Genomic DNA, 18,053 nt, shown 5'->3' with positions numbered 1-18,053 from the left:
GTCGGGACGGACGGTTTTTTCTGCGCAAACCGACTTGATTGCACGCCGAAACGGTAGCGGAGCGGGGAACGAGATGGAAATGCTCCCGCTATTTTCGGTCGTTTCCCGTTTCCGGGCAGAACAACGGGAAAACGTCCTGCTATATTCGTCCAAACCGCGCTTTTCACCGATTCGACGCCATTTTATCGGGAGCTTCTCCCGATATTTCGAAACGTTGCCGCTGGGAGAGCGAGATAACCGGAGGTTTTCCCGTTCGTTCCGTTCCGCGGCCCGGCAGGACAAGGATCCGTCGAACGCGGCATCATAAGGCGCTCCTTGCCGCATCCTTTTGCGCACATTTCCAGTCGTCCGAACGACGAGATCATCAAAAAATAAAAAAAGCCGCCCGGCAAGGACGGCTTTTCGTTTGCTAATATTACACTTGTTTCGCGACGCTTCCCGGAAGGTCGGCTTCGTTTTCTTTCTTTTCCGCCTGGCCGCCGGCTTGGTCCGGCATCCGGTTGGACGTGCGGAGCGGAATTTCTTTCAGGAACAGCACGAGCACGAGCGCGACTACGAGCAGCGCCGCTCCGGACAAAAACACGGTCGTCAGCGAGGAGGCGAGCGCGTCGCGGAGCACTTCGATCATTTTCGTCAAAATCGGCTGGATTTGCTCCGGCAGCGTCTGCTTCAAATGCTCGAGCTTCGGCTGGTCGAGCAGCATTTCCGGGTTTTGGAAGGCGGCGAGCTGTTCGGCCACCTTCGGATCGAGCTTCGAGAAATCGAGTCCGCCGCCCGATGCGGCGACCGACGACAAATTGCGCTTCAGGCTGGATGCCATAATCGTCCCCATGACCGCGATCCCGATCGTTCCGCCCAAGTTGCGGAACAGCTGCGACGACGCGGTGGCGACGCCGAGCTCATCCGGCCTGACGGCGTTTTGCACCGTGAGGGAAAAGATCGGCATGCCGAGACCGAGGCCGAAGCCGAATACGATCATGCTGAGCACGGCAAGCCATATGCTGTTCATGTAAGCCATCATGACCATGCCGACGATCATGATCGGCATGCCGAGCAGCGCGAAACGTTTGTATTTGCCCGTCTTCGTGATCAGCCGGCCGGTGAACGCGCTGACGACGACCATGCTGATCGACATCGGCATCGTCACGTAGCCGGAATACGTCGGCGAAATGCCTTCGACCCCTTGCACGAAAAACGGCAAATAGATGAGCGCGCCCATCATCCCGGCGTTCATCAAAAACCCGATCGAGTTCGACAGCGTAACGATGCTGTTGCGGAACAGCGACAGCGGCAGCACCGGGCTTTTCACCCTCGTCTCGATGAAAAGGAAGATGAGAAGGGCGACCAGCGCCGACCCGAACAAGCCGAGCACCTGCAGGGAGCCCCAGGCGTATTTCGTCCCCGCCCAGGAAAATCCGAGCAGCAGCGGAACGATCGTCAGCGTCAGGAACAGCGAGCCCCAGTAGTCGATCGCTTCCGACTGCTTTTTGTCCACTTTCGGAAACAGCATCATGATCAGAACGAACGCGACGACCCCGATCGGCAGGAAAATCCAAAACACCCATTCCCAATCCATATGGTCGACGATCCAGCCGCCGAGCGTAGGGCCGATAACGCTGGAAAAGCCGAATACGGCCATCATGACGCCGGTCCATTTGCCGCGCTCGCGAGGAGAGAACAAGTCGCCGACGGCCGTAAACGCGGACGCCATAATAATGCCCGCGCCGATCCCCTGAATGCCCCGGTACGTAATGAGCTGGAAAATATCGGCGGACAGCCCGGTCAGAAAAGCGCCGATAATGAAAAAGACGATGCCCGCCAAGATGAACGGCTTCCGTCCGTAAATATCGGACAGCTTCCCGACGAGCACGGTCGATATGGTCGAAGTCAGCATGTAAATCGTAATGACCCAGGTGTAATAATCCATTCCGCCCAAAATGGCGATGATGCGCGGCATCGCCGTGCTGACGATCGTCTGGTTGATCGCGGCGAAAAACATCGCGGCGATAATGGCGACCATGATCGTCATTTTGCGCTTATGCGATAAATGCTCCAATATACTCTACTCCTTCTCCAATTGTTCGATTCTTTCCAGCATGACGGTGAAAATCCGCTTCAGATGCGCGACGTCTTCTTCCGGCAATCCGCTGAAATACATCGAAATGATTTCTTTTTGCTTCTCCAGCACGACGTCGATCATCGCTTTCCCTTCGTCCGTAATGCTCAAATAAACGACTCTGCGGTCTTCGTCGCTCCTCTGCCTTTGAATGAACCCCTTGGCGATCAGCTTGTCGGCCAGCCCCGTAATCGCCCCGGAAGTGACCAGCAATACGTCGGCCAGCTCGGCCGCCTTTTGCGGCCCCCGCGTATTCAAAATATACAGGGTGCGGAATTGCGTCATCGTCAGCGAAAAGCTGTCGGACATCCGTTTATTCCATTCGTGGGACATTTTTTTCAGCAAGCTTTTGAACATATTGCTCAGTTCAAGAAGTTGGCTGTTCGTTTCGGGCACTGTACATCTCCTTACTTTAGCGCTGAATAGTTTAGCGCTAAACGTTTTAGGAATAAACAACTGCTAGCTTATCGCATCGGCCTTGGTATCGTCAATACCGCAAACCGGATCGATAAAGGCAAAATAAGCTCATTTCGTTAAAATGAGCTTGGTAATGATGCCATTATTTTACCCGTACTTCCATTTTCGTATGTACCCGGTCGCAAGCGCGAACGTTCGGCTGCGCGAGCGGACCGGATCGGACCGAACCGGCGCCGACTGCCCTACACTTTGCGAGGAAACGTGGTCGATTGGCGAACGATCAGCTCGGGCGTCAGCACGATGCGCTGCTTGCCGTGCTTCTGGCCGCGCACTTCCTGAATGATCAAATCCATCACTTGCCGGCCCATCTGCGCGATCGGCTGGGAAACCGTCGTCAGCGGCGGATCGACGATGCCGGCCAAAAGCGTGTTGTCGAAGCCGACGATCGACAAATCCCACGGGATCGTCAGCCGCAGCTCTTTCGCCGCCTGTACGGCGCCGATCGCCAGCAGATCGTTGCAGGCGAAAATGGCGGTCGGGGAATGCTCCGACGTCAGCAGCTCCAGCGCATGCCGTTTGCCTTCCTCGACCGAGGAGACGCTTTCGATGACGGTGTTGCCCCCGCCTTCGATTCCCGCTTCTTCGAGCGCGAACCGGCAGCCGCGAACGCGCTCCCGGCTCGCTTGCAGGTTCATATCCTCGGTCACGACGGCGATATGGCGGTGGCCGAGACCGATCAGATGGGATGCGGCCCGGTACCCTCCCGCGAAATCGTCGACCCGCACGCTGTCCGCCTCGAGCGTCGGAATATCCCGTGTTACAAAAGCTACCGGAATGCGCTGCAGATTCAAGCTTTTCAAGCCGGCTTCGTTGCTGATGCCCGTCGAAATGATGATGCCGTCGACCTTTTTCTGCTTCAGAAACGTAATATAGTCGCCTTCCCGCCGCGGGTTGTTGTCGGTCGAGCACATGACGAGGTTGAAGCCGAGCTCGCGCCCGCGATCCTCCACGCTGCGGGCGATTTCCGCGTAAAGCGGGTTCGCCAGATCGGGAATGAGCAGACCGATCGTAAACGTGCTTTTGCCGGTCAGCGCCGACGCGACGACGCTCGGCTGATAATCGAGCTCCTGCATGATTTCGTTGATGCGTTCTCTCGTATCGGTACTGATTCTCCCGGTGCCGTTAATGACCTTCGAAACCGTGGCGATCGAAACGCCGGCCGCTTTGGCAATGTCATAAATGGTTGTTTTCATACCCCGTTCGCTCCCAGCCGATGATTTGTCAGGTTTTTTAACTCCATTATAACATTGATTTCGAATTTATTGGACACTTTTTTGAATAAAATCTAACATGAAGATAAAATCGTCACCGATCAGGGTTTATCGGCGCAGCGCGAACGACTTGCGAAATACGAAAACCGTCCGGAAACTTTTCCGAACGGTCCTTTGACGAGCAAACCTAGTCGTCCTAAGCGCGGAGTCCAACCTAAAACCGGTACGTCCAAAACCGCTCCGTACTGAACCGGCTTCTCAGCTTTTCGTCCTGGGCGGACAATACGCCCGACATATAGTGAAACTGGGAACGATGCGCCTGCAGCGAGCGAAGCTTGACGTCGAGAAACTCCCCGACGTCGTTCACGACGTCCGGCGCCCCGAGCGCTTCCTCGCAGCCTTTGGCGAACGCGATGCAGTAGACGACCGGCCTCTCGCTATCGGGAATCCGCTTCACGGCTCCGATGACCGCCGCTCCGCAGGCGTCATGATCCGGATGCACGCTGTAGCCCGGATAAAACGTAAGCAGATGCGACGGCCGCACCTCGTCGATCAAGTCGGATAAGCGGCGAATGAGCGCCTCCCGGTCTTCGAATTCGATCGTTTTGTCGTGGTAGCCTCCGAGCCGCAAATCCGTAATGCCGATGGCGCGGCACGATTCCTCCAGCTCCCGCTTGCGGACCGAAGGAAGCGTCATCCGGTTCGCGAACGGCGGCACTCCCATATTGCGGCCCATTTCCCCGAGCGTGAGGCACAAATACGTGACCGGCGCCCCTTCGCGAATAAACTTCGCGATCGTTCCGGAGCTGCCGGTTTCGTCGTCCGGATGCGGAAGCACGACGAGCAGGCGTCGCTGACGATCCATGGACATCCCCTTCTTTCGTTTCGGATTCGAGTCTTACAGCGGATTGCGGCCGAGCTGCAGGCCGACGACGAGCTTGCCTTCGGCGTCGTAGCCGGCGAGCAGCAGCAAATCCGCGCCGTCGCTATCGTAATGGGTAAGCCCTTCGGAATAAACCCAGCCGGTCTCGGTTTTGAGCCCTACCCGATACGGGCCGGCGCCGGCGATGGACCCCCTGCCGTAGCGGACGGTACCGTTTTTGACGAACGTGGACGCCGTAAATTTGGAGCTGTCGTTATGCGCCGCGTAAGCCCCCGTCGTCATTTCCATTTGCAAATAGAGCGTTTCGCCGTTCCATTGATCCAGCAAATGCTGCACATGCTTCGGGTCGATCGGCTTCATGCCGTATCCCTCCCTTTTCCGAAATCAAACGTGTTCGTTCGCCGATAAAGGCCGGCCGATCGCCGTCGCCCCCGGTTCGTCTTACCGGGAGCGCACTTCGAATATGGCGAATTTCAAATAATCGCCTTCGTCGACGCCGAGCAGATGCGGGTGATCCTTGCCCGCCCCGCCGTACTCGACGAGCCGGAGCAGCTTGCGCGCGTCGGCCGCCGCCGACGAAATCGTCTCCAAAAACGAATCCGGCCGCACATGGTACGAGCAGCTCGACGTGACGAGAAAGCCGCCTTCGTTGATCAGCTTCATCGCGTGCAGATTAATGTCTTTATAGCCTCTTAGCGCACCTTCGACCGCCCCCCGCGTTTTGGCGAATGCGGGCGGATCGAGGATGACGACGTCCCAGGTGCGCCCCTCCGCGCCGATCGGCTTCGACGTGTCGACTTTGCCTCCGGCCGATCCCGCGCCGGCTCTCGCCTTCCGCTCCTCCAGCCCGCGCACGTGCGAGCGTAAATAATCGAACGCGTCGGCGACGACGAATTCGACCCGGTCGGCAAACCCGTTGCGCTCCGCGTTCCGTCTCGCCGTCTCGATCGCATGCTCGGAAATATCGAGGCACGTCACCTTTTTCGCGCCGCCCCGGCACGCGTTCAGCGTGAAGCTGCCGGTATGCGAAAAGCATTCCAGTACGGCCGCGCCGTCCCAATAAGGAAAGGTGACGACTTTGCCGTTCGCGTTGACCGGAACCGACCGGCCCGACGCTTCGTCCTTCGCCAGCCGAATGCCGCTGCGCGCGCCCCAGCCGGTCATCAGCTTGCCGATCGAAGCGCGGTTTTCCCGCTGATCGAAAAAGTATCCCGTTTTTTGCCCCTGCTCGATATCGACTTCGATGCGCAAACCGTTTTCCGTGATTTCCACATAGCGGGGGCAGTCGCCGTACAGCGCGCCTTTCGTTTGCTCGAGTCCTTCCAGCTCCCGGACGGGCACGTCGCTGCGCTCGTAGATGCCTCGCGGAGCGAACAGCTCGGCGAGCGTCTCGACGATGAGACGCTTGCGCCGCTCCATGCCGAGCGACAGCACCTGAATGACGAGAACGTCTCCGTACCGGTCCACGACGAGACCCGGCAGGAAGTCCGCTTCCCCGTAAACGAGACGGTAGCCGGTCGCGTCCGGCGGAAAGCGATCGCGGTAATCGGCGCATTGCCGAAACCGGCGCATGAAAAAGTCGCGGTCCATGTCGTCGATCGGCGCGTACGAGACGATCCGGACGGCGATTTGCGACTTCGGGTTCCAATAGCCCGTCGCCAAATAATGCCCCGTATGGCCGACGACCGACACGAGATCGCCGGGCTCGCACTCCCCTTCGATTTTTGCGATTTCATTCGCGTATATCCACGGATGCCCTTGCTCCAGCCGTTTTTTTCGCTTGCGGTCCAATATGACGGTTGCCACGATGTTTCCTCCATTTGTCGGTCGTTTAAAACGGGCGCGCCGTCCGCGGTCGATCGCGGCGGATGCGCCACAGCTTGTCATGCTCGTCTTTTCGCCCTCATATCATGTAGAAGCGGAAGTTGCAGCCCTCGAATACGAATAAAGGAGACCCGCATGATAACGCATCTCGTCTTACCGCTGCTCGTCGGATTGGGCGTCTTTTTGACCGGCATGAAGGTGATGGAGCTGGCGCTGCATTCGTGGGCCGGCTCGTACTTGACCGGACTCGTCGAAACGTTCACGCGGACGCCGCTGCGCGGCATGCTGATCGGAACCGGCGTCACCGCCGCCCTGCAGAGCAGCAGCGCGATTACGGTCATCGCGATCGGCCTCGTCAACGCCGGCATTATGACGTTTCCGAAAACGCTCGGCATTATTCTCGGCGCGAATATCGGCACATGCCTGACGACCGAGCTGATCGGCCTCAACTTGACCAAGCTCGCCTTTCCGACGCTGCTCGTCTCGGCTTCGGTATGGCTCGGATCGCTGCTGCTGCCCGTCGTCCCCGCCGCCCTGCGGTTTAACCGCTTGCTGCGCGCGCTGCACCATATCCGCTCGCTGTCGCTCGCCGTCTGCGGCTTCGCCTCCGTCCTGCTCGGCGTCGAGGTGATGCAGACGATCGTTCCGTATCTCCAAAGCCGCGGCCTGTTCGGCTGGTTCGTCGAGCAAGCCCAGCGCAGCGTCATGTGGGGCGTCATCGCCGGCGCGATATTGACCGCCGTCATTCACAGCAGCGCCGCGACGATCGCCATGACGATGGGCCTCGCCTCCGTCGACGCCATTCCGGTCCCGCTCGGCATCGCGATCGTGCTCGGCGCGAACGTCGGCACATGCGCGACGGCGCTGTTGGCCGCGATCGGCGGGACGCGCAGCGGGCAGTTCGTCGCCTGGTCGCATATCGCGTTAAACGCCGGCGGGGCGCTGCTGTTTTTGCCGGTACTGCCGCTGCTGCACCAGGCGTCCGCGCTTTTGACCGCATCGCCGTCCGGTCAGATCGCCCACGCGCAAACGATTTTTAACGTCGTCAGCTCGCTGGTTGCGCTGCCGCTCTGTTATTTGCCCGTATTGAACCGAAGCGCGGCGAAACGGTAATCGTCAATAAGCGGCGGAACCGCCGGTGCCGGTTACGATCGCCACGCCCGAGCTCGTGCCGAGCCTCGCGGCGCCCGCCTCGATCATCGCCAGGGCGGCCGTCAGGTCGCGTATGCCGCCGGACGCTTTCACCCGGACGTTCGGCGAAACGGCCGCGCGCATCAGCCGCACGTCTTCCGCCGTCGCTCCTCCCGGCCCGAAGCCGGTCGACGTTTTGACGAAATGCGCTCCCGCCTCTTCGGCGAGCCGGCACGCGGTCCGTTTTTGCTCCTCGTTCAAAAGGCCGGTTTCGAGTATCACTTTGACGATCGCCTTGCCCGCCACCGCGTCCGCGACCGCCCGGATATCGCTTCGGACGTACGCTTCGTCGCCGGCGATCAGCTTCCCGACCGCCATGACCATATCGATTTCGTCGGCGCCGCGCTCGGCCGCTTCGGCCGCCTCGAACGCCTTCGACCGGGTGGCGCCCGCTCCGAGCGGAAATCCGACGACGGCGCAGACGCGGACGCCGCTTCCTTCGAGCGCCTCGGAGCAGAGCGGCACGTAGCCGCCGTTCACGCAAACGCTGTAAAACCCGTACTGCCGCGCCTCGTCGCACAGCTTGACGATCGCTTCCGGCGTGGCGTCCGCCTTCAGCAGCGTATGATCGATATAGGACGGCAGCCTGCTCCTGTCGAACGTTTCCGGCATGCGGTTCATATCAGTCCACCTCGATTCGCAAAGCTTGGAGCGCTTTGGCGAGCACGGAATCGTTGTTCGCGTACCCGGACTGCTTTTGCCGCTTCCACGCTTCGAGCGGTTCGAACCATGCGACGCCGCGAATTTCCTCGATTTGCGCCTGCAGGCTGCCGCCCGTCGCCTCGACCAAGAAATAGTGCACTTCCTTGTCGATCGTTCCGCGCTTTTCATGCGAATATTGGTATTCGATCCGCTCCAGCTCGGCGACGATCCGTCCGTCGATGCCCGTCTCCTCGCGTATTTCCCGCAGCGCCGTTTCGGGAATCGTCTCCCCGGGCTCCATTTTGCCTTTCGGCAGCGTCATTTTGCCGTAGCGGTCCTGGATGAGCTGGATTTCCGTAACGCCCTCCCGATGGCGGTACACGACGCCGCCGGCCGAAATTTCTTTCATGCGCGCTTCCTCCCCGTTTTCCCCGATATGGTCTTCGGCCGATATCGAAGAAGGATTCCGCATTCCGTTCAAGCACCGGATTACGAAATCCTTCCCATATCCGCCGCGGCCCGCGAATCAGCCGCCGACGGCCGTTTTATGCGGCATGCGCCCGTCCGCGCCGACCAAAACGCCCTTGCTCTCGTTGACGCCCGCTTCGGTCAGCTTGACCGAGCAAAGCTCGCCGATCAAATGCTCCGAGCCCGGGAACACAAGGTTGACGTAATTGTCGGAGTAGCCCATCAGCAGTCCGCTGTCCGGGGCCCCTTTGTACGTCCGCTCCGGAATGACCTCGAGCGTTTGCCCGACGAATTTGCGCGCGTAGGCGAGCTGCATCCGCTCGGACAAATCGATCAGCTCGTGCACGCGTTCGTTTTTCACTTCTTCGTCGATCTGATCGTCCATCCGGGCCGCCGGCGTGCCGGTCCGTTTCGAGTACGGAAACACGTGCATTTCCGCAAACTGCATCCGTTCCATAAACGCGTAGCCCGCGCGGAACATGTCCTCCGTCTCGCCCGGAAAACCGACGATGACGTCGGTCGTGATCGCCACGTCCGGAAGCGCGCGATGCAGCTTCTCGATTTTGGCGCCGAATTCGGCCGTCGTATATTTGCGGCGCATGCGCGCCAGCACCGCATCGTCGCCCGCCTGCAGCGGAACGTGCAGGTGGCGGCACATTTTGTCCGACCTGTTCAGCACGTCGACCACCTTGTCGGTAATTTGACTCGCTTCGATCGAGCTGATGCGGATCCGTTTCAGCCCGTCGACCTTGTCCAAATCCGACAGCAGCTCGGCCAGCCCGTAGCCTTGCAAATCTTCGCCGTATCCGCCGGTATGAATGCCGGTCAGCACGATTTCCTTGTACCCGGCCTCGACGAGCATATGCGCCTGCCTGATGACGCTTTCCGGCTTGCGGCTCCGCATAAGGCCGCGCGACCACGGAATGATGCAAAACGTGCAAAAATTGTTGCACCCTTCCTGAATTTTCAAAAAGGCGCGCGTCCGGTCGGCGAAATCGGGCACGTCGAGCTCCTCGAATTCGCGCGTTTTCATAATGTTCCGCACCGCGTTGATCGGCTTGCGGCTCGCCATATATTCGTTCACGAGCGGGATGATTTGGTCGCGGTTTTGCGTGCCGATAACCAGATCGACCCCGGGAATCGCCATAATTTCGGCAGGCGACGTTTGCGCGTAGCATCCCGTTACGGCCACGATCGCGTCCGGATTGCGGCGGATGGCGCGGCGAATGATTTGCCGGCTTTTTTTATCCCCCGTATTCGTGACGGTGCACGTATTGATGACATAGACGTCGGCCGTTTGCTCGAAATCGACCTGCTCGTACCCTTCGTTTTTGAACAGCTGCCAAATCGCTTCCGTATCGTAGAAGTTTACTTTGCAGCCAAGCGTATGAAACGCGACTGTAGACATGTGCGCGTCAACCTCCCATCTCTCCGGCTTCGTACAACACGCAGGCAAGTCCGACCATTCCGGCCGTCTCCGTGCGCAAAATGCGCGCCCCGAGCTTCACCGGCACGCAGCCGGCTTGTTCCGCCTCCTGCGCCTCGCGCTCGGTAAAGCCGCCTTCCGGCCCGACGATCAGCAGAACGCGCATGCCGTCCGTACCGCCTCGGGACGCGATGGCGCTCCGCAGCGCGGTTCTGAGCATCGAGCCCGCTTCTTTCTCGTAACAAAAGAACGCCGCATCGGCCTCGCCGGCCGCCTGCAGCAATTGCTTCCATGCGAGGGGAGCCTCCACCTCGGGGACGCGGCCCCGATGCGCCTGCTCCGCCGCTTCCTTGGCGATTTTTTGCCAGCGCTCGAGCCGCTTCGTCTCTTTTTTCGCGTCGTAGGCGACGACCGTGCGCTCCGAGACGAACGGAACGAACCGGACGGCTCCGATTTCGGTCCCTTTCTGGATGACCGTCTCCATTTTGTCGCCCTTCGGCAAGCTTTGGGCGATCGTCACCCGGATCGCCGGCTCCGCCGTCGGCGGATGAAGCTCGTCGACGCGGGCGACGATGCGGTTTTTGGCGATTTCGGCGACGGTCGCCGTCGCCTCGCGCGTGGCGCCGTCGCTCACCTTGATCGAATCGCCGACGCGCGCCCGCATCACGTTCGCCAAATGATGCGCGTCTTCGCCGGTTATGACCGCTTCCGCCTCCGTCAGCTGCTCGGGCGGAACGAAATATTTTTGCATGATACCCCTTCTTGACCTGCGATATCGTTAAGCCAACTTTCATCATACACCGTTTTCGCCCGAAATTCTACTCCCTGCGGCCGGAAGCGCGGCAGGCGCTATCGGCAGGCTCGATTATACGGGAAAAGCTGCGCCGTATGGAACGATCAAATAAAAATGGCGACGAACCGGCTCATCTCGTAAATCAAATCCCGTCCGAACAAAAATAGCGGCTGGATCGTATATTCGGACAGCTTCGGGATGAAGACGATCAGCAAAAAGACGAATATGCCCCATTGTTCATTTTGGGCCATTTTCATCCGAATATGCGACGGCGCCAAATCTTCGATAATCCGGTACCCGTCGAGCGGCGGCAGCGGAATCAAGTTAAAAATGAACAATACGATGTTCAGCTCGACGAGCCGCCGCAAAAACAGATCGATCGCCGCCACGACGCCCGTCGACGCCCCGTTCAAAATGCCGGACGTCGCGAAAATATGGTAAATCACGATGCCGACGAACGCCAACACGAAGTTGCTCAGCGGCCCGACCGCCGATACGACGATCCCCATCAGCCGCGGATGCTTGAACCGTCCTCGATTGACGGGCACCGGCTTCGCCCAGCCGAAGCCGGCGATCAGAATGAGAATCGTGCCGAGCACGTCCAGATGAACGCGCGGATTGAGCGTGACGCGCCCGAGCTGCTTCGCCGTCGGATCGCCGAATTTGTAAGCGGCGTACGCATGCGCGAACTCGTGCACCGTAAAAGCGAGCACGAGCACGAGCAGAATGAACGGCAGCTCCTCGAGCGGGTACCGCAAAAAGCTGTTCAACCCTTCCATCCGGTTCCCCCCTTACCGCTTGACGGCGACGATCGCGACCCAATCCTGCTCGCGCTCGACGCGCTCGATCTCGAATCCGGCCTGACGCAGCGCCTGTTCGACGAACGCTTCTTTGTCCTTATAGATGCCCGACGTAATGTAAATGCCGCCCGGCTTCAAAACCTGAAACACGTCGTCCACGAACAGCACGATCACTTCGGCCAAAATGTTCGCCACGACGAGCCGAACCGGGAGGGCGACGCCGATATCCGCGGCAGCCGGCTTCGTCTCCCCGCCCGCCGCCTCCGCACCGCGCAAAACGCCGAGCAGGTCGCTTTCCGTCACCGCGACTTCGCCGTCGACGCCGTTCAAGCGGGCGTTTTGCTCCGCGCTCGCGACGGCTACGGGATCGAGATCGAGCGCCAGCACGCGGCGGGCTCCGAGCTTGGCGGCGGCGATCGCCAGCACGCCCGAGCCCGTTCCGACGTCGATGACGTCGTCGCCCGGCACGACCTCCCGCTCCAGCGCCCGCAAGCATAGCGTCGTGGTCGGGTGGGTTCCCGTTCCGAACGCCATGCCGGGATCGAGCTCGAGCACGATTTCGTCCGCGCTTTCCGGCTCGTACGTTTCCCACGTCGGCTTGATCGTCAGCCTTTCGGAGATTCGAATCGGCTTGTAATATTGCTTCCACGAATGCGCCCAATCTTCCTCGTCGACGACGCGCGACCGGATGTCGGCTTGGCCGACGTCGTAGCCGAGCTCGTCCCGCACGAACCGGACGTGCTCCTCGAGCCGCCGGATCAAATCGCCGACGTCCTCCGGATCGGCGAAGTACGCCTGTACGACCGCTTCGCCCTCCGGAATGTCGTTCAGCGGCGTGTCGTATAGCTGGCCGAGCGACGTATCCCGCATTTTGTTCAGCGTCCCGGATTCCTCGATCGTCACGCCCCCCGCTCCCATTTCATGGAACGCGGTCGAGATCAGCTCGGCCACTTCCTCGCGCGTATGTATCGTAATTTCGTGCCATAACATAAGCTTCGTTTCCCCCGCTTTCGAATCGTCGCGCGCCCGAACGGTTCCGACCGAACGGCGGCGCGCGTGAGCATCGCGCATCGCAATCCGTTTCATTGTACACTATCGCGGCGGCTGTAGTAAAACGGGAGCCGGGCGGCGGCGAAACCGGAAAACGGTAGGAAACCGTGCGCCGGTTTGATACAATGGATCGGGAACCAATCGCAAACTATAACGGAACGAAGGAGAATCGCGCATGGCCCGCAACCGCCGACTGTCGACCGACCGAGACTTGCAGGAAGCGATGGACGACGAAATCCGCATCCGGGTGTTCAAGGACGATCATATGATCGATTCCGGCGGCATCATTATCCGGTTCGACGCCGACCTTGTCGTCGTCCAATCCGGCGTAAGCGAGCTCGCCTACCATTCGCGGAACGAATGCGAGTTTTTCGAAATGCGAAAGCCGTAAGCATACAAAAAACCGCCCGCAGGCGGTTTTTTTTGCAATCGGCCGGCGAGCCGGTCCCGTACGCATCGACCGATGCGGGGTTACCGTTCTTCGACCGCGCGGTATGACGGCTCGCTTCCCCGGCGCAGCATTCGCAGCTGGATCGCGGCGTATTTCGCCGCGAGCAGGACGCAGCGAACGACCCGCTCCGCGCCGTACGCCACTCCGATAATAATGAACGGGACGGCGGGAGCTTTGTACCTGTACATGCCGTCGATGAAAAACACGACGCAAAACAGCAGGACGGCGAGCACGAGCAGCCATACGACGGCCGTCTTTCGAAGCAGCCCGTTCCACATCGCGGCGACGAAGCCGAGAACGAACAGCGCGGTCGGCAGCATGTTTTCGCCGAACTTCGCCACTCCCTGGACGGTCGACAAATCGGTCTGCATCACCCATCTTCCGAGGAAGGCGGCGGCCCGCTTCATATAAAGGACGGAGATATGGTCCCAGTTGTTGATCATAAAGCTGGCGATCAGGCTGTTCATGACGTCGATATCGTAATTCGGCTTGAACGGATGGTCGAACGGCGATGGACTGTCGTAGATCCAGCCTTTGGCGTATATATTGTACAAAACCATTTTGGCGTTAAACTGCAGCGAGGCGAAAAGCGGCTCCAGCTTGCCGCTGAGCAGAACGTACGCGCATAACGAAGCGGCCGCGGCCGCGCCGACGGAAAGCGGCAGCCACCGTTTTCGGACAAACTGCGCGATCGTCGCCCCGCGCAAGCCGATCGCGATGCAGAGCGCGATAAATGCGACCGCGACGAGTCCCGTCGGCTTGAATAAAGCCAAATAGAACGCCGAAGCGGCGAACGCGATCCTATGCGACGTTTTCCCGGTTTCCCTGCTTTTGAGCAGCAAATATACGCACAGCAGCAGCAGGCTTATAAAGAAGCTGTCCGCCAAAATGTAAGACGACCAGAGCGTAATGCCCCACGAATGGTAGCAGTACAAATAGGATGCGATGACGGCGGTCGTTTTGTTGAACAGCATCGCCGCGATCCGGTATACGAAAAAGACGGACAGGCCCGCGACGGCCGCCTGGATGAAAATGACCGTCGTCGTGCTTTTGAAGACGGCGAGCAGCAGGGTGAGCAGCAAGTTGTAGCCCATGTACATGATATCGTTCATATGCAGCCCGATCGGCTTGCCTTCGATCAAGGAATAAGCGTACTGGAGATACCATTTGGAGTCGTCGGATTGCGGAAAGCCGCGTCCCGACGCCAAAAACAGCACGTACCCCATTCTCACCTTCAGCGAAATCAAAAGGAAAGGGATCAGGAATATCCAATCGCTGCGCACGATTTTCCCCAGCAGCCGAAGCGTCGGGCCTTTGTACGACTCGTAAAATCGGTACATGCGAAATACACCCCATCGCGATGATGATCGAGCGCCAAGTGGCAGCGCTTGCAGTCATTATATCCGGCGAACCGGATGGGGAGTATACACAAATCGAAGTTGTATATGGACGATTCCATGTTAAAGCGCTACCGCTGCCGGGATTGGACGTATTCGGACGGCGATTTGCCGGTCTGCTTGCGGAAGACGCGGCTGAAGTACAGCTGGTCGGAGTAGCCGACCTCGCTCGCCACCTGCTTCAGCAGCATGTCCGGCCGTTCGTCCATCAGCCGTTTGGCGGCGCCGATCCGGTAGGCCGTCAAATATTCGGCAGGCGTCATGCCCGTTTCGCGCTTGAACAATACGCTCAAGTAGTTGGGGACGAGACCGAACTCCTGCGACAAGCTTTGCAGCGTAATCGACTGCCGGAAATTTTTTTTCAAATATTGCTCGACTTGTCCGACGATCGTGCCGACCTGTTCCGTCTTTCCCGCGGGCTCCGGCGAATCGAACAAATCGTGAAACAGCAGCGACACGTGATGCCTCAGCTCCGCATAGCCGAGCGAATGGGAAACGAGCATTTCCAGATCGATCTGCTTCTCCAGTCCGCGGTCGCCGAGCTCCGCGAGCAGGCGAAACAGCGTCTGCTGAATGACGAATTGGGTCGCGTCGCCGTTTTCCCAGCTCGTCATGAGGGCGCTCAGCTCCTCGGCGAACAGGTCGTATTTCCCCTGCATGGCGACGTCCATCACTCTTGCCGTTTCCTTCGCGAATTTGCCGGCGAGGTCCGTCTTCCGGGAAGCGCCGTCTCCCACGTGCACGATCGTCGATTTCCCGAAGACGAGCGCGTGGATCAGCTCTCTCCGCAGCCGTCTGCCCGCTCCGTACAGCTGCTCGGGCGTCAGGCCCGTCGCCGCCATGACCGTGACCGGCTTTTTCCGGCCGTGGATCGCTTCCTTCAAGCCGTCCAAAAAACGGCGCATGCGCGCATCCGCATCGCTCCCGTCGGCCGCAAGGGCGACGAACCGTTCGTTCGGCCTTTCGCCCCGGACGGCCCAGCTTCGCATGCCAAGCTTTGCGCACAGCCCGGCGCTTTCGTCCAGCAGCGAAGCCAGACGCTGACCGTCGCCGGGATACGCGTCGGTCGCCCCGCCCGCGTAAGGGCCGGCGCAGAACAGCAGCAGCGCGAAGCGGGAGGCGCGAAGCGACGGAGGGCAGACGTCGGCATGGACGCCCTGCAGCATCGATTCGACCGCCTCCCGCTCCTTCCGCGCCGACTGCTGCTCCGCGCGCGAGCGAAGCCGCCCGAGCAGCTCGTGAACGGCGTCGGGGGCGGCGGGCTTCAGCAAGTAGTCGGTGGCGTTCATCAGCATCGCCTCGCGCACGTATTCGTAATCGGAATAGGCGCTGACGATGGCCGTAAGCAGCTCGGGCTTCCGCCGCTTCGCCTCGCGGATCAGCTCGAGCCCGTCCATTCTCGGCATCCGCATGTCGGTCAGCAGCACGTCGGGATCGAATTCATCCATCGCGTCCAACGCTTCGACTCCGTCGTAAGCTTCCTGGACGAGCACGCCGGCGGCATCCGCCTTCAGGATGAGGCTTTTCATGCCGCGGCAAATCGCCACCTCGTCGTCAACCAGCAATATTTTCAGCATCGGCATTGTCCTCCGTCTCGATTCCGAACGTTACGCAGGCGCCTCCCGCCTCCCCGTTCGACAGCTCGAACCGCAGCTTGCTCCCGAACGTATGAACCAGCCTGGCGTACGTGTTCATCATGCCCAAGCCGCCGCTCTCCGCGTACAGCTCGAGCCTTCCCAGCTGGTCGCGGCTCTCCGCGAACCGCCGCAAATAGTCTTCGCCGAATCCGCTTCCGTCGTCGCGGATGCGGACGATCCATCCGTTGGCGTCCGCCGAAACGGCGAGCTCGATGCGCCACGGATATTTTTTGCCGGCGAAGCCGTGCTTGACGCAGTTTTCCACGAACGGCTGCACCGACAGCTTCGGTACGCGCACCGCGGTCAAATCTCCCGTCAAACTGACGTCGACGACCAGATGGTCCCGGTAACGCGTCTTCATGATGTCCAAATAGCAAAGCGCGTGGTCCGCTTCTTCCTTCAGCGTGACGAGCTCCCGGCTGTCGTACGTAATGTACCGCAGCATCTGAACGAGCTCTCCCGTAATTTTCGGAATTTCTTCGTTGCCGTCCTCCATCCCGAGCATGCCGACCAAAGTGAGCGTATTGTACAGGAAATGGGGATTCATCTGGGCCTGCAGCGCGAGAAACTGCGCCTGAAGCTCCCGGGAGCGGGCTTCCACGGCCAGCTGCTTGGACTCCTCCATCCGCACCAGCATGCTTTGGAACGCATGGTACAGCCGGACGATCTCGTCGTTCGACCGCTTGCCGTCGATCTTCGCAAACAGCTTGGCGAGCGCGGCGTCCGTCTTCGCGTCGCCGGGCATTTGCGCCATCGCCTGGCTGAGCCGGACCAACGGCTTCGTCGTTCGCGCCGTAAACAAATAAATCATCGCCAGCGACACGAGCGACAGCCCGCCCGCGATCGCCGCCATCCAATAGCCGGTTTCCCGCACGGGCCTGAGCAGCAAATCCATCGGCTGGGATACGGCGAGCCGCCATCCCGCATGGGCGATCCGGCTTTCCGCCGTGACGTGCGGGCCGGGCGGCGTCGGAGGAGGCTCGGACGGATAAATGATCCGGTCGGCATCGTCGTACACGATCACATGCTTGCCGCTCGACGCGAAATTGCCCTTGAACAGCATCGCTTCCAGGTAGGAGAACGGAATTTGCACCTCGATGACGGTGCCGGGGACGCCGCCGCGGATGACGGACACGATCATTTTGCCTTTCGAATCCCAATCGTCCCGATGCGGAGGCAATACGAGGAGCGGCCTTCGGTCCACGTCGCCGAACCAGGAAAGCCCCGTTATTTTTTTCTTCGTCTGGTCTTTGTTGTAGGAGGAGGCGGCCCCGAACGTCAGCAGCGTGCCGGTATCCTTCACGATCGAGATGCGGTTGAAGCTGTCCGGGTTGATGTCCAGATCGAGCCGCATTTTGTTGAACACGTTGATCACTTTGCTGTTCGAGTTCGCGTCCGGCGTCTCCTTCATCCAATTCTCGATCGAAGGATTGGCGAGCGTGTTGACGGCCAGCCCGTCCGCCGCGGCGATGACGTTGTCCAGCTGCTCGGCGAGCGCCGTCACTTCCAGATGGAACGACCGGGACAGCGTCTGGTAGGCGATAGCGGTATAATAACGGTACAGAACTACGTACGAAAGCGGGATGACCATAAAAATGATCAGCGAATAAATCGCGAACAGGCGAGTCGGGAAACTCCACTTATGCAGCATCGTCTGCGCCCCTTCCTGTCGTATCGACGCCCGACG

17 protein-coding genes are annotated in these 18,053 nt (G+C 59.8%); 2 read left to right on the top strand and 15 right to left on the bottom strand.

Translation table 11 applies throughout. The features are described from left to right. Positions 1-415: 415 nt before the first annotated feature. The 6 genes from PV407_RS15770 to PV407_RS15745 all read right to left on the bottom strand — a co-directional run bounded on the left by PV407_RS15770 (position 416) and on the right by PV407_RS15745 (position 6,493). Positions 416-2,056: an MDR family MFS transporter gene (locus PV407_RS15770; RefSeq protein WP_332090888.1), complete on the bottom strand. Its 1,641-nt coding sequence runs from the start codon at positions 2,054-2,056 to the stop codon at positions 416-418. 6 nt (positions 2,057-2,062) lie between these two features. Further along, positions 2,063-2,512: a MarR family winged helix-turn-helix transcriptional regulator gene (locus tag PV407_RS15765; RefSeq protein WP_332090887.1), complete on the bottom strand. Its 450-nt coding sequence runs from the start codon at positions 2,510-2,512 to the stop codon at positions 2,063-2,065. 263 nt (positions 2,513-2,775) lie between these two features. Further along, positions 2,776-3,786, bottom strand: a complete 1,011-nt coding sequence (locus tag PV407_RS15760) for a LacI family DNA-binding transcriptional regulator (RefSeq protein WP_332090886.1) — start codon at positions 3,784-3,786, stop codon at positions 2,776-2,778. Positions 3,787-4,018: 232 nt separating this feature from the next. Next, a complete protein-coding gene (gene bshB2 / locus PV407_RS15755) occupies positions 4,019-4,669 on the bottom strand; it encodes a bacillithiol biosynthesis deacetylase BshB2 (protein WP_332090885.1) in 651 nt (216 codons plus the stop codon). Between the two features lie 33 nt (positions 4,670-4,702). Further along, complete coding sequence (locus PV407_RS15750) at positions 4,703-5,047, bottom strand: DUF1806 family protein (RefSeq protein WP_332090884.1); 345 nt, start codon at positions 5,045-5,047, stop codon at positions 4,703-4,705. An 81-nt stretch (positions 5,048-5,128) separates the two neighbouring features. Next, positions 5,129-6,493 carry a class I SAM-dependent rRNA methyltransferase gene (locus tag PV407_RS15745; RefSeq protein WP_332090883.1) on the bottom strand — a complete coding sequence of 455 codons (1,365 nt, stop codon included), beginning with the start codon at positions 6,491-6,493 and terminating at the stop codon, positions 5,129-5,131. A 153-nt stretch (positions 6,494-6,646) separates the two neighbouring features. Here PV407_RS15745 and PV407_RS15740 point away from each other — a divergent pair, with 153 nt between their 5' ends. Continuing rightward, positions 6,647-7,624 carry a Na/Pi cotransporter family protein gene (locus PV407_RS15740; protein WP_332090882.1) on the top strand — a complete coding sequence of 326 codons (978 nt, stop codon included), beginning with the start codon at positions 6,647-6,649 and terminating at the stop codon, positions 7,622-7,624. A gap of 3 nt (positions 7,625-7,627) precedes the next feature. Here the strand turns inward: PV407_RS15740 and deoC are convergent, their stop codons facing one another. The 6 genes from deoC to prmA all read right to left on the bottom strand — a co-directional run bounded on the left by deoC (position 7,628) and on the right by prmA (position 12,821). Continuing rightward, a complete protein-coding gene (deoC, locus tag PV407_RS15735) occupies positions 7,628-8,323 on the bottom strand; it encodes a deoxyribose-phosphate aldolase (RefSeq protein WP_332090881.1) in 696 nt (231 codons plus the stop codon). A 1-nt stretch (position 8,324) separates the two neighbouring features. Beyond that, positions 8,325-8,753 carry an NUDIX hydrolase gene (locus tag PV407_RS15730; protein ID WP_332090880.1) on the bottom strand — a complete coding sequence of 143 codons (429 nt, stop codon included), beginning with the start codon at positions 8,751-8,753 and terminating at the stop codon, positions 8,325-8,327. Positions 8,754-8,870: 117 nt separating this feature from the next. Then, on the bottom strand, positions 8,871-10,220 hold the full coding sequence (gene mtaB, locus PV407_RS15725; RefSeq protein ID WP_332090879.1) for a tRNA (N(6)-L-threonylcarbamoyladenosine(37)-C(2))-methylthiotransferase MtaB: 1,350 nt from the start codon (positions 10,218-10,220) through the stop codon (positions 8,871-8,873). Between the two features lie 7 nt (positions 10,221-10,227). Continuing rightward, a complete protein-coding gene (locus PV407_RS15720; RefSeq protein WP_332090878.1) occupies positions 10,228-10,989 on the bottom strand; it encodes a 16S rRNA (uracil(1498)-N(3))-methyltransferase in 762 nt (253 codons plus the stop codon). A 146-nt stretch (positions 10,990-11,135) separates the two neighbouring features. Next, positions 11,136-11,810 (bottom strand): site-2 protease family protein, encoded by a 675-nt coding sequence (locus tag PV407_RS15715; RefSeq protein WP_332090877.1) that lies wholly within the window; start codon positions 11,808-11,810, stop codon positions 11,136-11,138. Positions 11,811-11,822: 12 nt separating this feature from the next. Further along, on the bottom strand, positions 11,823-12,821 hold the full coding sequence (gene prmA, locus PV407_RS15710; RefSeq protein WP_332090936.1) for a 50S ribosomal protein L11 methyltransferase: 999 nt from the start codon (positions 12,819-12,821) through the stop codon (positions 11,823-11,825). Positions 12,822-13,056: 235 nt separating this feature from the next. Between prmA and PV407_RS15705 the strand changes: the two genes are divergently transcribed. Continuing rightward, a complete protein-coding gene (locus PV407_RS15705) occupies positions 13,057-13,272 on the top strand; it encodes a hypothetical protein (protein WP_332090876.1) in 216 nt (71 codons plus the stop codon). Between the two features lie 80 nt (positions 13,273-13,352). Here the strand turns inward: PV407_RS15705 and PV407_RS15700 are convergent, their stop codons facing one another. From PV407_RS15700 to PV407_RS15690, 3 genes are all read right to left on the bottom strand, one after another. Further along, positions 13,353-14,672, bottom strand: a complete 1,320-nt coding sequence (locus tag PV407_RS15700) for a glycosyltransferase family 39 protein (protein ID WP_332090875.1) — start codon at positions 14,670-14,672, stop codon at positions 13,353-13,355. A gap of 128 nt (positions 14,673-14,800) precedes the next feature. Further along, the gene (locus PV407_RS15695) at positions 14,801-16,306 is read right to left on the bottom strand and encodes a response regulator transcription factor (protein WP_332090874.1); all 1,506 of its coding nucleotides are present in this window, start codon (positions 16,304-16,306) and stop codon (positions 14,801-14,803) included. Beyond that, entirely contained in the window at positions 16,284-18,017 is a 1,734-nt protein-coding gene (locus tag PV407_RS15690; protein WP_332090873.1) for a sensor histidine kinase, read from the bottom strand. The genes PV407_RS15695 and PV407_RS15690 overlap by 23 nt, the downstream gene beginning before the upstream one ends. Between the last annotated feature and the right edge of the window lie 36 nt (positions 18,018-18,053).

Source organism: Paenibacillus sp. GYB003 (assembly GCF_036577625.1).
Taxonomy (GTDB): Bacteria; Bacillota; Bacilli; order Paenibacillales; family NBRC-103111; genus Paenibacillus_AB.
This window is presented reverse-complemented; position numbering and strand designations above follow the sequence as displayed.

Coding starts and splice junctions, on each gene's coding strand:
- PV407_RS15760 (WP_332090886.1), bottom strand. CDS start 3,786: ATGAAAACAACCATTTATGACATTGCCAAAGCGGCCGGCGTTTCGATC.
- bshB2 (WP_332090885.1), bottom strand. CDS start 4,669: ATGGATCGTCAGCGACGCCTGCTCGTCGTGCTTCCGCATCCGGACGAC.
- PV407_RS15750 (WP_332090884.1), bottom strand. CDS start 5,047: ATGAAGCCGATCGACCCGAAGCATGTGCAGCATTTGCTGGATCAATGG.
- PV407_RS15740 (WP_332090882.1), top strand. CDS start 6,647: ATGATAACGCATCTCGTCTTACCGCTGCTCGTCGGATTGGGCGTCTTT.
- deoC (WP_332090881.1), bottom strand. CDS start 8,323: ATGAACCGCATGCCGGAAACGTTCGACAGGAGCAGGCTGCCGTCCTAT.
- PV407_RS15730 (WP_332090880.1), bottom strand. CDS start 8,753: ATGAAAGAAATTTCGGCCGGCGGCGTCGTGTACCGCCATCGGGAGGGC.
- mtaB (WP_332090879.1), bottom strand. CDS start 10,220: ATGTCTACAGTCGCGTTTCATACGCTTGGCTGCAAAGTAAACTTCTAC.
- PV407_RS15720 (WP_332090878.1), bottom strand. CDS start 10,989: ATGCAAAAATATTTCGTTCCGCCCGAGCAGCTGACGGAGGCGGAAGCG.
- PV407_RS15715 (WP_332090877.1), bottom strand. CDS start 11,810: ATGGAAGGGTTGAACAGCTTTTTGCGGTACCCGCTCGAGGAGCTGCCG.
- prmA (WP_332090936.1), bottom strand. CDS start 12,821: ATGTTATGGCACGAAATTACGATACATACGCGCGAGGAAGTGGCCGAG.
- PV407_RS15705 (WP_332090876.1), top strand. CDS start 13,057: ATGGCCCGCAACCGCCGACTGTCGACCGACCGAGACTTGCAGGAAGCG.
- PV407_RS15700 (WP_332090875.1), bottom strand. CDS start 14,672: ATGTACCGATTTTACGAGTCGTACAAAGGCCCGACGCTTCGGCTGCTG.
- PV407_RS15695 (WP_332090874.1), bottom strand. CDS start 16,306: ATGCTGAAAATATTGCTGGTTGACGACGAGGTGGCGATTTGCCGCGGC.
- PV407_RS15690 (WP_332090873.1), bottom strand. CDS start 18,017: ATGCTGCATAAGTGGAGTTTCCCGACTCGCCTGTTCGCGATTTATTCG.